13 protein-coding genes and 1 riboswitch are annotated in these 13,148 nt (G+C 66.4%); of the genes, 5 read left to right on the top strand and 8 right to left on the bottom strand.

Annotated elements, in window-relative coordinates:
- Nucleotides 1-57: 57 nt before the first annotated feature.
- Entirely contained in the window at nucleotides 58-819 is a 762-nt protein-coding gene (gene nth / locus E8L99_RS11950) for an endonuclease III (protein ID WP_137099746.1), read from the bottom strand.
- A gap of 22 nt (nucleotides 820-841) precedes the next feature.
- On the opposite strand from nth, the gene E8L99_RS11945 reads away from it, so the two are divergent.
- The 4 genes from E8L99_RS11945 to E8L99_RS11930 all read left to right on the top strand — a co-directional run bounded on the left by E8L99_RS11945 (nucleotide 842) and on the right by E8L99_RS11930 (nucleotide 4,232).
- Complete coding sequence (locus tag E8L99_RS11945) at nucleotides 842-1,372, top strand: DUF2244 domain-containing protein (RefSeq protein WP_137099745.1); 531 nt, start codon at nucleotides 842-844, stop codon at nucleotides 1,370-1,372.
- A gap of 39 nt (nucleotides 1,373-1,411) precedes the next feature.
- Entirely contained in the window at nucleotides 1,412-1,891 is a 480-nt protein-coding gene (locus E8L99_RS11940; RefSeq protein ID WP_137099744.1) for a YbaK/EbsC family protein, read from the top strand.
- Nucleotides 1,892-1,977: 86 nt separating this feature from the next.
- On the top strand, nucleotides 1,978-2,868 hold the full coding sequence (locus tag E8L99_RS11935) for a bifunctional helix-turn-helix domain-containing protein/methylated-DNA--[protein]-cysteine S-methyltransferase (RefSeq protein ID WP_137099743.1): 891 nt from the start codon (nucleotides 1,978-1,980) through the stop codon (nucleotides 2,866-2,868).
- A gap of 35 nt (nucleotides 2,869-2,903) precedes the next feature.
- Nucleotides 2,904-4,232 (top strand): MATE family efflux transporter, encoded by a 1,329-nt coding sequence (locus E8L99_RS11930; RefSeq protein ID WP_137099742.1) that lies wholly within the window; start codon nucleotides 2,904-2,906, stop codon nucleotides 4,230-4,232.
- Here E8L99_RS11930 and E8L99_RS11925 read toward each other — a convergent pair.
- The gene (locus E8L99_RS11925; RefSeq protein ID WP_137099741.1) at nucleotides 4,229-5,305 is read right to left on the bottom strand and encodes a quinone-dependent dihydroorotate dehydrogenase; all 1,077 of its coding nucleotides are present in this window, start codon (nucleotides 5,303-5,305) and stop codon (nucleotides 4,229-4,231) included. The genes E8L99_RS11930 and E8L99_RS11925 overlap by 4 nt on opposite strands.
- Nucleotides 5,306-5,374: 69 nt before the next feature.
- Nucleotides 5,375-6,601: an O-succinylhomoserine sulfhydrylase gene (locus E8L99_RS11920; RefSeq protein WP_137099740.1), complete on the bottom strand. Its 1,227-nt coding sequence runs from the start codon at nucleotides 6,599-6,601 to the stop codon at nucleotides 5,375-5,377.
- A gap of 72 nt (nucleotides 6,602-6,673) precedes the next feature.
- Nucleotides 6,674-6,752, bottom strand: a riboswitch (SAM riboswitch).
- Between the two features lie 75 nt (nucleotides 6,753-6,827).
- Between E8L99_RS11920 and E8L99_RS11915 the strand changes: the two genes are divergently transcribed.
- Nucleotides 6,828-7,922, top strand: a complete 1,095-nt coding sequence (locus E8L99_RS11915) for a 2'-deoxycytidine 5'-triphosphate deaminase (protein ID WP_137099739.1) — start codon at nucleotides 6,828-6,830, stop codon at nucleotides 7,920-7,922.
- Between the two features lie 15 nt (nucleotides 7,923-7,937).
- On the opposite strand, the gene E8L99_RS11910 is transcribed toward E8L99_RS11915, so the two are convergent.
- The 5 genes from E8L99_RS11910 to metK form a co-directional block, all read right to left on the bottom strand.
- The gene (locus E8L99_RS11910; protein ID WP_137099738.1) at nucleotides 7,938-9,113 is read right to left on the bottom strand and encodes a M20 aminoacylase family protein; all 1,176 of its coding nucleotides are present in this window, start codon (nucleotides 9,111-9,113) and stop codon (nucleotides 7,938-7,940) included.
- 88 nt (nucleotides 9,114-9,201) lie between these two features.
- A complete protein-coding gene (locus E8L99_RS11905; protein WP_137099737.1) occupies nucleotides 9,202-9,972 on the bottom strand; it encodes an ABC transporter ATP-binding protein in 771 nt (256 codons plus the stop codon).
- A complete protein-coding gene (locus tag E8L99_RS11900; RefSeq protein WP_137099736.1) occupies nucleotides 9,969-10,946 on the bottom strand; it encodes a FecCD family ABC transporter permease in 978 nt (325 codons plus the stop codon). Before E8L99_RS11900 ends, E8L99_RS11905 begins: the two co-directional genes overlap by 4 nt.
- A 16-nt stretch (nucleotides 10,947-10,962) precedes the next feature.
- A complete protein-coding gene (trmB, locus tag E8L99_RS11895; RefSeq protein ID WP_137099735.1) occupies nucleotides 10,963-11,655 on the bottom strand; it encodes a tRNA (guanosine(46)-N7)-methyltransferase TrmB in 693 nt (230 codons plus the stop codon).
- Between the two features lie 148 nt (nucleotides 11,656-11,803).
- Nucleotides 11,804-13,009 (bottom strand): methionine adenosyltransferase, encoded by a 1,206-nt coding sequence (metK, locus tag E8L99_RS11890; protein WP_137099734.1) that lies wholly within the window; start codon nucleotides 13,007-13,009, stop codon nucleotides 11,804-11,806.
- Nucleotides 13,010-13,148 lie beyond the last annotated feature (139 nt).

Genomic DNA, 13,148 nt, shown 5'->3' with positions numbered 1-13,148 from the left:
GGCAATACGGAAGCACATTGCGGCTCGGCAGGCACGCAACTCCGTCTTGCCCGGCCATCACACCGTCTTGTGCTCGAAGCGGCAGATGTCACGGATGATGCAGCGCGGACAGGCCGGCTTTGTGGCCTTGCAGACGTAGCGCCCGTGCAGGATCAGCCAATGATGCGCGTGGAGGCGGTAGGCGTCCGGCACGATCTTCTCTAGTCCAAGCTCGACGGCGAGCGGCGTCTTGCCATGGGCAAGGCCCGTGCGATTGGCAACGCGGAACAGGTGAGTGTCCACCGCGATGGTCGGCACGCCGAAGGCCATGTTGAGGACGACATTGGCGGTCTTTCGCCCGACGCCGGGCAGCGCCTCCAGGGCCTCGCGGTCGCGCGGCACGTCGCCATCATGCCGATCGAGGAGCATCCGGGACAGCGCGATGACGTTCTTGGCCTTGTTGCGGAACAGGCCGATGGTCTTGATGTAGCCGGTGAGCCCTTCCTCCCCGAGCGCGAGCATCGCGGCCGGCGTGTCGGCCACCTGGAACAGCGGGCGGGTCGCCTTGTTGACGCCGACATCGGTGGCCTGCGCCGACAGGACCACCGCCACCAGAAGGGTGAAGGCATTGACCGATTCCAGCTCGCCCTTCGGCTCCGGCTCGACCTCGTGGAAGCGGAAGAAGATCGCCTCGATCTCCTGGGCCGTCAGGCCATCGCGCTTGCGGCGCTTCGAGGCGGCCTTGGCGGCCAGCGCATTGGCGATCGCCTTGGCCGGACGCTTGCGGGCAGCAGCGGGCTTCTTCGGGGATTTCGGCGCTGGAGTGGTCGGCTCGGACATCCCTGTCGTATAGTGCGGCGACATGAGCACCGGCAACCCGATCTGCGAGCCTGACGAGGCTGAGGACGCCCCCCTGTTTGCGGCGATCCTCACGCCGCACCGCTCGCTTGGCCGTACAGGGTTCTATGCCGTGATGGCCGCGGTGATCGTGCTCAACCTCATCGGTATTGTGCTGTTCTCGGCGATCGGCGCCTGGCCGGTCGCCCCGTTCCTCGGGCTCGACGTGCTGATCATCTTCCTGGCGTTCCGGGCCAACTACCTGCACGCCCGGGCCTTCGAAGAGGTGATCGTCACGCCGGTCGATATCCGTATCCGCAAGGTGACGTTTCACGGCCGGTCGCGGGAATGGCGGTTCAATCCGGCCTGGACCCGCCTGCATCAGGCGGTCGACGAGGACGATGGCCAGGTGATGAGCCTGACCCTTGACGAGGGCCGCCGCAGGCTGGATATCGCGACTTTCCTGCCGCCGGTGGAACGCGAGGCGTTCGGGAAGGCGCTGAAGTCGGCGCTGGCCGAAGCGAGGCGCGGACCGACACGAACCCGTTTCGACTGACGCTCGAAGAGACGTTTCAAGACCGAGGACTTCCAGCGCATGACAGACAAGCCGTCGACCGGCTCGGTGGACAGGGTCAGGGCTGCCCTTGTAGCAGCCGGCCATTCCGACACCATCACCGCCTTTTCCGACAGCACGCGCACGGCCGCCGATGCTGCGGCCGCGGTCGGATGCACCGTCGCGCAGATCGCCAAGTCGATCATGCTGCGCGCCGGCGAGACACCGGTCCTTGTCGTCACCTCCGGCGCGAACAGGGTGAACACGGCCAAGATCGCGGACCTTGTGGGCCGGCCCATCAAGCGCGCCGATGCCGACTGGATCCGTGCCGTCACCGGTTTCGCCATTGGCGGGGTGGCCCCGGTTGGCCACATCACGCCGCCGACCGTGCTGATCGATGAGGATCTCCAGGCGCTCGATCCGATCTGGGCGGCCGCCGGCGCGCCGAACAGCGTCTTCGAGACGAACTTCGCCGCGCTGGTGCGGGTCAGCGGCGGGCGCATCGCCGACGTCAAGGAATGATCTGCACCTCGGCAATGAGGAAACGGGTGGTTTGATCCTCGTGCCCGCGCCACAGTCGGGTTCACGATCCCAACCGGAGCCACCCCATGCTCAATGTCGTCCAGCTCGAGAAGCACGGCATTCCAATTCGCCTGACCGAAGCCGCCGATGATTACGAGGTGGTCCGCCGGACGCTTGCCTTCATCACCGACCATTGGCGGCGCCAGCCGACGGTGGAGGAGATGGCGGCTCATGTGGGCCTGTCGGCCGGCCATCTCCACCATCTGTTCCGCCGCTGGGCCGGCCTGACGCCAAAGGACTTCCTGCAGGCGATCACGCTCGAAGCCGCGCGCGCGCTGTTGCGCGACGAGGCGACCGTGCTCGATGCCGCCTATGAGGTCGGCTATTCCGGGCCGGGGCGGTTGCACGACCTCTTTGTGACCCACGAGGCGATGACGCCCGGCGACTTCAAGACCGGCGGCGACGGACTGACAATGTCCTATGGCTTTCACCCCTCCCCGTTCGGTCTGGCTATTGTCGTTGCGACAGATCGAGGCCTCGCCGGCCTCGGCTTCTGCGATCCCGGCGGTGAGCCCTCGGCGCTTGCCGACATGCGCCAGCGCTGGCCGCGGGCGTCCTTTCAGGAGAATGCGGCTGCGACGGGCCCGATCGCCGCGCGCATCTTCGATCCGGCGACCTGGGCGGACGGCCAGCCCTTGCGCGTGGTGCTGATCGGCACGGATTTCGAGGTGCGGGTCTGGGAGACGCTCTTGCGCATTCCGATGGGCAAGGCGACGACCTACTCGACGATTGCCAGCCATATCGGCCGCCCGACGGCTGCCCGCGCTGTGGGCGCCGCGGTCGGCAAAAACCCGATCTCGTTCGTCGTGCCCTGCCATCGCGTCCTCGGACGCTCGGGCGCCCTCACCGGCTACCACTGGGGCTTGACGCGCAAGCAAGCCATGCTCGGCTGGGAGGCCGGCAAGACCGGAAACTGACGGCAGAACTCAAGGGAATCGGCCAGACTGGACGCATGAACCCGCCTGCTCCGTCTGCTGCCCCCGTCGTCACCCATGGCCGCGTGCTCGCCATCGCGGTGCCAATGATCTTCGCCCATGTGACGACACCGCTCCTCGGCATCGTCAGCACCGCCGCCATCGGCCGGCTGGGCGAGGCGACCGCGCTGGCCGCGGTGGCACTGGGCGCGGTCATCATCGATGTGCTGCTATGGATCTTCGTGTTCCTGCGCATGGGGACAATCGGCCTCACCGCGCAGGCGGTTGGCGCCGGGGACGACGCGGAGAAGCGGGCGGTGATTGCGCGCGCGCTGGTCATGGCCCTGATCATTGGCTGCACGATGATCCTGTTGCAGCGTCCGATCGTCCGGGGGGCCTTCGCGCTGATGGGCGGCTCGGCAGAGGTCCAGGCGGTCGGCGATACCTATGTCTCGATCCGCATCTGGGCGGCGCCCGCTACCTTCATGAACTATGCCGTGCTCGGCTGGCTGATCGGGCAGGCTCGCACGGTCACCGGCCTCATCCTGCAAGTCGTCATCAATCTCGCGAACATGGCCCTGACCCTGCTGTTCGTCGGCCATCTCGGCTATGGCGTCACAGGGGCAGCCGCCGCCAATGCTCTGGCCGAGATCGGCGGCGCGGTGATTGGCCTCGCCGTGGTGCTGACCCTGCTCGGCGGCCGGTTCGGCGTCGCCTGGTCGGTGGTGTTAGACCGGGCGAAGCTCGTCCGCACATTTGCCATCAACCGCGACATCCTGATCCGCACGGCGGCGCTGGTTGGCGGCTTTGCGTTTTTCACACGCGAAGGTGCGCTCGGCGGAGACACGGTGCTCGCTGCCAATGCTATCCTGATGAACCTGGTGGGCGTCGTTGCCTTCTTCCTCGACGGGTTTGCCACCGCCGCCGAGCAAATGGGGGGACAGGCGGTCGGCGCGCGCGACGAGGCAAGCTTCCGGCGAGCCGTTGCGCTCTCCGCCATCTGGGCCGTCGCCTTCGGCACGGGCGCGTCACTGCTGTTCTATACCGGTGGCCATCACGCCATCGACTTCATCTCGACGGCCGATGCGGTGCGCCAGGAAGCCCGGCGCTACCTGCCGTTTGCGGCGTTGACGCCGTTCACGGGGGTGATGGCCTTCCTGTTCGATGGTGTGTTCATCGGGGCGACATGGACGGTGGCCATGCGCAACTGCATGCTCGCGGCGCTCGCCACGTTCCTGGCGCTCTGGTGGCTCCTGTCCGGCTACGGCAATAGCGGGCTGTGGATCGCCTATCTGGCCTTCCAGGCGGCGCGCGGGCTCTACCAGTGGATGGTCTATCCGCGCCTCGTCAGGGCGACGTTCGGCTAGAGACGCCAGCGCACCACGCCGGTTCCGACAGCCGCTGCAACGGTAGCGAACCCGCCGCGCTTGAGGCGATCTGCAAGCCCTATCTTGATATCGCCGACCAAGCCCAGCCCCTTGAACACCAGCGCGGAATAGAGTTGGACCAGCGTGGCGCCCGCCTCGATCTTGGCGAAGGCATCGTCGGCCGAGGCAATGCCGCCGACCCCGACCAGCGGGAACTGGCCTTCGACGCGGATATAGGTCTCGGCCAGCATGCGGGTCGAGCGGTCGAACAAGGGCGCACCCGACAGGCCGCCGGTTTCCTTGGCGGTCGCCTGATCCTTCAGGCTCGTTGGACGGGCGATCGTCGTATTGGCCACGATCATGCCGTCGACGCCGCGTTTGCGGCAGACCTGCACCATGTCGTCGAGGCCTTCGAGCGAGAGGTCAGGCGCGATCTTGACCAGAACCGGCTTGCCGGGCGCCACCTTGTCGCGGGCATCGAGCGAGCGGGCCAGCACGTCGTCGAGGAAGCTGGCCTGCTGCAGGTCGCGCAGGCCTGGCGTATTCGGCGAGGAGACATTGACGGAGAGATAGGACACCAGCGGCGCCAGCTTCTCGACCAGCGTGCCGTAATCGGCCACGCGGTCAGTCGCGTCCTTGTTGGGACCGATATTGATGCCGACAACGCCCGGCTGGCCGGTGCGGCGCGCAAGCCGGGCGGCAATGGCGTCCATGCCATCGGAATTCAGGCCGTAGCGGTTGATCACCGCCTGGTCGGGCACGAGGCGGAACACGCGCGGGCGGGGATTGCCCGGCTGGGCTTTCGGGGTGACGCCGCCAACCTCGACGAAGCCGAAGCCGAGCCTGAGGCAGGCATCCGGCACTTCGGCGTGCTTGTCGAAGCCCGCGGCGAGACCCACCGGATTGGGGAAATCAAACCCGAAGGCCCGGACCGCGAGCCGGGGATCGTCCGCGCCGCAGCGCGGCACCGGCAAGGTCTTGAGCGCAGTGACCGCGAGCTGATGCCCGGTCTCGGGATCGGTTGCGAGCAGCAGCGGCTGGGCGAGGCGGGAGGCGAAGGACAGGAGCGACATGACCGGTCTTTCGCACCCAAGCGCCGGCCGGGCAAGAGGCGCCGTGCGCCCCTGCCTTCTCCGCATTCGTCAGAGCCGGACGATCTTGGCGCCGTGCGGCCATTCCAGCGAGTGGACCGCCTGGGTCAGGTCCTCGATCAGGTCGTCGGCATCCTCGAGGCCGCAGGAGAGCCGCAGCATGCCATCGGAAATCCCCATCTCCGCCCGCTCGGCCGGCGTGAAGCGGTCGTGCGTCGTGGTCGCCGGATGGGTGATAAGGCTCTTCGAATCGCCGAGATTGTTGGAGATGCGGATGATATTCAGCGCATTGGCGACGCGGAAGGCGCCGGCCTTGCCGCCCTCGACCTCGAAGGCGATCAGCGTCGAGCCACCCTTCATCTGGCGCTTGGCCAGCTCATATTGCGGGTGATCCTTGCGGCCGGGATAGAGCACCTTGGTGACGCCCGGCAGGGCGGCCAGGACATCGGCGACGCGGGCGGCCGTCGCCGTCTGGCGCTCCACCCGCAGCGGCAGTGTCTCCAGGCCCTTCAGCATGACCCAGGCATTGAACGGGCTCATGGCCGGGCCCGTCTGGCGAAGGTACTGGTAGACATTGTCCTGGATGAACTGCTTTGAGCCCAGGATGACACCGCCAAGGCAGCGGCCCTGACCGTCAATGTGCTTGGTGGTTGAATAGATTACGCAGTCTGCGCCGAGCTCGAGCGGGCTCTGCAGCATGGCGGTTGCGAAGACATTGTCGACAGTCACCTTGATGCCGGACTTCTTGGCAATCCTGCAGATGGCCGCGATGTCATAGACCTCGAGCGTCGGATTGGTCGGGCTCTCGAGGAAGAAGACCTTGGTGTTGGGGCGGACAGCCGCTTCCCACTGGGCGAGATCGGCACCATCAACCAGCGTCGACTGCACGCCAAAGCGCGGCAGCAGCGTCTCGATGATGTAGCGGCAGGAGCCGAACAGCGCCTTGGCGGCAACGACGTGATCACCGGCCGAGAGCTGGCCGAACATGGCCGCATTGACCGCCGCCATGCCGGTCGCTGTCGCCTTGGCGGCCTCGGCGCCTTCGAGAAGCGCCACGCGGTCCTCGAACATCTGGACGGTGGGATTGGAGAAGCGGGCGTAGATGAAGCCCTCGTCGGTGCCCTTGAAGCGGGCCTCGGCCTGCTCGGCCGTGTCATAGACATGGCCCTGGGTGAGGAATAGCGCTTCCGAGGTCTCGCCGAAATTGGAGCGGATCGTGCCGCCATGAACGAGGCGGGTGGCGGGGCGGGCGCGGGATGCGTCGAACGGCTTCTTCATCACAACGGTCCTTTCGGGGACTTGTCCCCCGGAAAAACAAAACCCGGCCGGGCAAATAGCCAGGGCCGGGTTGCACCCGCGGTCCCGGCCTTTTAGCGGTTTCTTTATCGTGGACCGCAAGCCGGCCGGCCAAATCTCCACGCGGCAAGCGTGATAGGTTTCAGGGCTTGCCGCGTCAAGTGTTTTGTTCTTTTTGACGAACGAAACGTTCGTCGGAGTTTTTCGCATGAGCCAGGACGACAGGACGGGCATTCTGCCCTCCCAGGCGATCGAGGAACTGGTCAGCCGTGGCGTGATCCGGATAGCCCGGTCGCTGGACAGCGACCAGATCCAGCCGGCCTCGCTCGATCTCCGGCTTGGCACACGGGCCTTTCGCATCCGCGCGAGCTTCCTGCCCGGACCGAATTCGGCTGTCGCCGACCGGCTGCAGTCGCTGGCGCTGCACGAGATCGACCTGACGCGCGGCGCGGTGCTCGAAACCGGCTGCGTCTATCTGGTCGAGCTGATGGAGGGACTGGCGCTCCGCGAGGGCATCTCTGCCACCTGCAATCCGAAGAGCTCGACTGGTCGTCTCGATGTCTTCACCCGCGTGATCGTCGACCACGGCCAGGCCTTCGACACGATCCCCGCGGGCTATGAGGGGCCTCTGTTTCTCGAAATCTCGCCACAGACCTTTCCGGTCCTGGTGCGCACGGGCTCGCGCCTGTCGCAGATCCGGCTCCGGCGCGGCCGGGCCGAACTGTCGATCGACGAGGTCAATGTGCTGCAGGAGACCGAGCGCCTCGTGGATACCGGCGAGCCGGTGGTGGCGCTTGGCGGCATCGCGGTGTCGATCGACCTGATGGGCGAAGCCTGGGGCGGGCTTCTCGGCTATCGCGCCAAGCGCCATTCCAGCGTCATCGACGTGGACAAGAAGGCCGCCGCCGATGTGCTCGACTTCTGGGAGCCGATCCAGGCCCGCGGAAAGGGCGAGATGATCCTCGATCCCGACGAGTTCTATATACTCGCCTCGAAGGAGGCGGTGGTCGTGCCGCCGGCCTATGCCGCCGAGATGGTGCCGTTCGATCCGCTCGTCGGCGAGTTCCGAGCCCATTATGCCGGCTTTTTCGATCCGGGCTTCGGCCATGCGACGGCCGGCGGGCGTGGTGCCCGCGCCGTGCTGGAGGTCCGCTCCCGCGAGGTGCCGTTCATTCTGGAGCACGGGCAGATCGTGGCGCGTCTCGTCTACGAGCACATGATCGAGACGCCGAAGAGCCTCTATGGCGAGGTCGGCTCGAACTATCAGGCCCAGGGCCTGAAGCTCTCCAAGCACTTCCGCTAAGGGATTGCCGGGCGTTCAGACGCCCGACAATTGCTGCTCCACCAGCCGCGCGAAGCAGCTTGCGCCGATTGGCAACAGGTCGTCGTTGAAGTCGTAGCGGCCATTATGAACCGGCACGGCGCCGTGTTCCGGGGTGGTCTGGCCGAGCAGCATGAAGGCGCCGGGTGCCTTCTCCAGGTAATAGGCAAAATCCTCGCCGGCTGTCAGCGACGGCAGGTCGGTCTTGATGAGGTCGTCGCCGACGACATCGCGCGCCGCCGCCTCGAAGGCCGAGGCTTCTTCCGCCGTGTTGATGGTCGGCGGGTAGGAGCGCTTGTAGTCGAGGATCAGCTCGACCCCATGAGCTGCAGCGAGGTTCTGGACGGTCTGATGGAAGAGCTCGTCCATCTGCTTGCGCACGCCCGCCTTCAGGGTGCGAATCGTGCCCGTCATCGTCACCGTCTCAGGTATGACGATCTGCGAGGTGCCGGCATTGAACTGGCCGATGGACAAAACGACGACGTCGTGGGGGTCCATGCGGCGGCTGACGAGGTTCTGCAGCGCCGTATAGATCTGGACCGCGCAGGGCAGCGGATCGAGCCCTTGGTGCGGCTGGGCAGCGTGGCTCGAACGGCCTTTCAGCGTGATGGTGAAGTAGTCGACGGCCGCCAGCACCGTGCCAGGACGGATCGCGGCTGTGCCGAGCGGAAGGTTCCAGGCATTGTGGATGCCATAGACCTGGTCGCAGGGGAATTTCTCGAACAGGCCATCGCGCAGCATCTCGGCGGCGCCCGTCAGGCCCTCTTCCGCGGGCTGGAAGATGAGATGGACGGTGCCTGAAAAGTTGCGCGTCTCGGCGAGATAGCGCGCGGCACCCAGCAGCATTGTGGTGTGGCCGTCATGGCCACAGGCATGCATGCGGTTCTCGTAGGTGCTCTTGTAGGGCAGGTGATCGTTGAGCTCCGGCATCGGCAGCGCATCCATGTCGGCACGCAGGCCAATCTTGCGGTTGCCCGGGCGGCCGTGGATCACGCCCATCAGGCCGGTCTTGCCGAAGCCGCGATAGACCTCGATCCCCCACGATTCCAGCTTTTCGGCCACGATCCCGCTGGTGCGCACTTCCTCGAAGCCGATCTCTGGATGAGCGTGGAAATCCCGGCGCCACTCGGTCATTTCGGCATGGTAAGCGGCGATCCGATCGATGACGGCCATGGGTCAGGCTTCCGGTAGCTGAAAACGGGAAGCCTCAGGTTAGCGCAGTTGATCGCGGCGTCGAGATGTCGCGATGCAGCACAGCCCCCTAGATGCGGCCGATCGGCATGGGCACCCGCCGGCCCTCGATCTCCACGAACAGACAGGCGAGCCCGAAAACGCGCGCAATCAGGTCGCCGGTCAACACCGCGACGGCAGGCCCGTCGGCCACGATCGCCCCCTGATCGATGACCAGGACCCGATCAGCATAGCGGGCGGCGAGCGCCAGATCATGCAGCACGGCCAGCACGATGCGCCCCGCCCTCGCCTCATCGCGCAGCAGGTCGAGCACCAGCATCTGATGTGCCGGGTCGAGAGCAGCCGTCGGCTCGTCGGCCAGGATCAACGGTGCCTGCGTTGCCAGCACGCGGGCCAGCATGACGCGCGCACGCTCTCCGCCGGAGAGCGCGGTCACCGGGCGATCGGCAAGGGCTGACAGAGCCAGACGGTCCAGAGCAGTTGCGACAGCCGTTGCATCGTCAGGGCTCGGGCGCCCGAACGGGTCGCCATGGGGCAGCCGCCCCAGCGCCACGGCATCGCGGACTGGCAGCGCCCATGCGAAATCGGCCCGTTGCGGCAGATAGGCGATGCGCCGTGCGCGCTCAACCGGCGTAAGCTCCTCCAGCCGCGTGCCGTCGAGGGAACATTGGCCGGAATGGTGGACGAGGCCTGCGACAGCCCTGACGAGGCTGGTCTTGCCCGCACCATTCGGCCCGACGATCGCGACCAGTTCTCCCTGTTCTGCCGAGAATGCCGCCCGATCGACCGCCAGTGTTGATCCGAGCCTCACCGTCAGATCGGCAACCGACAGCGCACTCATGCCACGTCCTCCAGCCTGCGCTCGCGCAGGATGCGCCAGAGGAAGAAGGGGACACCGACCAGGGCCGTCACCACGCCGGTCTTGACCTCGGTCGTGGCCGGGATGAGCCTCGCGACGATATCGGCAGCGGTGAGCAGGCAGGCGCCGGCGAGCGTCGCCGGCAGCAGGATGCGGCCAGGGTCCGCTCCCACCGCACGCCGGACCAGATGGGGCGCCACCAGGCCGATAAAGCCGATGGCCCCGGTGACCGAGACGGCGGCACCGACGCCAAAGGCGAGACCCAGGGCCACAATGAGGCGCGTTTTCGCGACATTGATGCCGAGGCTGCCGGCGACCTCCTCGCCGAGCGTCAGGGCGCGATAGGCACGAGCCTGAGATGCGAGGAGGACTGCACCCAATGCGAGAAAGGGCGCGGCGAGGCCGACATGGACGAAGGAGCGGTCTTCCAGCGACCCGAGCAGCCAGAACGCGATCTCCAGGGCAGCGAAGGGATTGGGCGCCAGGTTGAGGACAAGGGCGGTGCCGGCGCCGAACAGGCTGGTCAATGCAAGTCCTGCGAGCAACAAGACCGTCAGGCTGGCGCGCTGGCCGGCGATCAGCAGCAAGGCCGCAACGGAGACGAAGGCGCCAGCCATGCCGGCGACCGGCAGCCAGAATGACAGGGCGGAGGAACCGCCGAAGGCCAGCACCGCGGAGGAGGTGAAAGCCGCGGCCGCCGGGGCGCCGAACAGGGTCGGCTCGGCCAGCGGATTGCGGACAAGGCCCTGAAGCGCGGCGCCGGCGAGGCCAAGTGTCCCGCCGATCATCAGGGCGAGCAGAGTGCGCGGAAGGCGGATCTCGGTGACGATGACGGCGGCCGTGGTCGTCCCGCCAGCCAGCCCGGACAGCACGTCCAGCGGCGACAGCGCCACCGGTCCCGCCAGCAGAGACAGGCCGGCTAGCAGGCAGCAGAGGATCGCGAGCGCCGGGGTCATGCCATCTCCGGGCGGATCAGAGCCGCCGGAACGTCAGATAGCACGGCTGCCGGCCCTCCCGCAGGGCCTTCACCTCATAGCGGGTGGATTCCCAACCTGCCCAGGGCGTGCGCCAGTCGACCGCGCGCTCGGCGGCGAACACGAAGTGCGGCGAGCGCAGGAGGTGGGCGAGCGTCCATTCCGAATAATGGTCGATATCGCTGGCGAAGCGGAACTCTCCACCTGGCTTCAGCACGCGGGCTAGCGCCTCGACCGTCCGGTCGGAGACGAAGCGCCGCTTGTGATGACGGCTCTTCGGCCAGGGGTCGGGATAGAGCAGATAGACGATGTCGTGCGAGGCTTCCGGCAGCCAGGCCAGCACGTCGGCGCCGTCGCCCGGGTGCAGCCGGACATTGGCGATCGCCTTGCGCTCGATCTCGGCCAGCATCTTGGCCATGCCGTTGACGAAGGGTTCGACGCCGACGAAGCCGAGGTGGGGATGGGCCAGCGCCTCGCGCACGAGGTGCTCGCCGCCACCGAATCCGATCTCCAGCACATGGCCCTGGACCGGCTTGGCGTGAAGTGTCGCAAGGTCACAGGGCGATTGGAGATCAACCGACAGACGCGGGAGCAGGGTTTCGATCAGGTCGGTCTGGTGCGCGCGCAAGGTCTTGCCCTTGCGCCGGCCAAAGAAGGCCCCCTGCCCCGCCAGTCGCTTCTCGTCGGTCATGCAAAGCCCGTTCTTATCCTGCGGCGGCCGACATCCACGATATCGGAGCGGAGATCAAGCCGCTGGAGGCGGAACGGGCCGGGAGTGTCCCATGAAAAAGGGGGCACAAGGCCCCCTTTTCCGATCAGGTACGGGAACGATCGCCCACTCAGGCGAGCGCTTCCTTGAGCTTGGCGGCCAGATCGGTCTTCTCCCAGGAGAAGGAACCGTCGCGGCCGGGCTTGCGGCCGAAATGGCCGTAAGCCGAGGTCTTGGCGTAGATCGCCTTGTTGAGGTTGAGGTGCTCGCGGATGCCGCGCGGCGACAGGTCCATGACCTTGGCGAGCGCGACTTCAAGCTTGGCCTCGTCAACCTTGCCGGTGCCGTGCAGGTCGACATAGATCGACAGCGGCTGGGCAACGCCAATCGCGTAGGACAGCTGAATGGTGCAGCGGTCGGCGAGCTTGGCGGCAACCACGTTCTTGGCGAGGTAGCGCGCGGCATAGGCAGCCGAACGGTCGACCTTGGTCGGATCCTTGCCGGAGAAGGCACCGCCGCCATGGGGGGCTGCGCCACCATAGGTGTCGACGATGATCTTGCGGCCGGTCAGACCCGAATCGCCGTCCGGACCGCCGATGACGAACTTGCCGGTGGGGTTGATCCACCACTTGCAGTCCTTGGCGATCTCGATGCCTTCCAGCGTCTCGCGAATGATCGGCTCGACGATCTTCTGGACGTCCTTCGAGGTCAGCTTCTCGTCGACATGCTGGGTCGACAGCACGATCTGCGTGACAGCGGCAGGCTTGCCGTTCTCGTAGCGGATGGTGATCTGGCTCTTAGCGTCCGGGCCGAGCTTGCCGCAATTGCGCTCGTTGGCTTTGCGGTACTTGGTCAGAGTCTCGAGGATCTTGTGGGCGTAGTAGAGCGGGGCCGGCATGAGGTCCGGGGTCTCGCGGCAGGCATAACCGAACATGATGCCCTGGTCGCCGGCGCCCACGTCCTTGTTGCCGGCTTCGTCAACGCCCTGGGCGATGTCGACCGACTGCGGATGCAGCAGGACGTCGATCTTGGCGGTCTTCCAGTGGAAACCGGCCTGCTCGTAGCCGATGTTCTTGATCGCCTTGCGAGCGGCCGACTTCACCTTCGACTTGATCTGCTTCTCGGTGAGGTTGGTGCGCACTTCGCCAGCGATGACGACGCGGTTGGTGGTGGCAAGCGTCTCGGCGGCGACGCGAACCTGAGCAGCCGGCAGGCCGCCCTTGGCCGCTTCCTTGAAGAACAGGTCGACGATCTCGTCCGAGATGCGGTCGCACACCTTGTCCGGATGGCCTTCAGACACGGATTCAGACGTGAAGAAATAAGAACTGCGGGACACGAAAACGTCCTCCAGAGGCAAAATCCCGCGCCAGTCGCGGGAAGAGGCGCCGTGTTATCGGTGGCGCCATGAACCGGATTTGAACGTCCACGCGAGATAGAGCCCGCACGGCCGCACTACTGGAGGAAAACGCGAGCGC

Source organism: Phreatobacter aquaticus (assembly GCF_005160265.1).
Taxonomy (GTDB): Bacteria; Pseudomonadota; Alphaproteobacteria; order Rhizobiales; family Phreatobacteraceae; genus Phreatobacter; species Phreatobacter aquaticus.
This window is presented reverse-complemented; position numbering and strand designations above follow the sequence as displayed.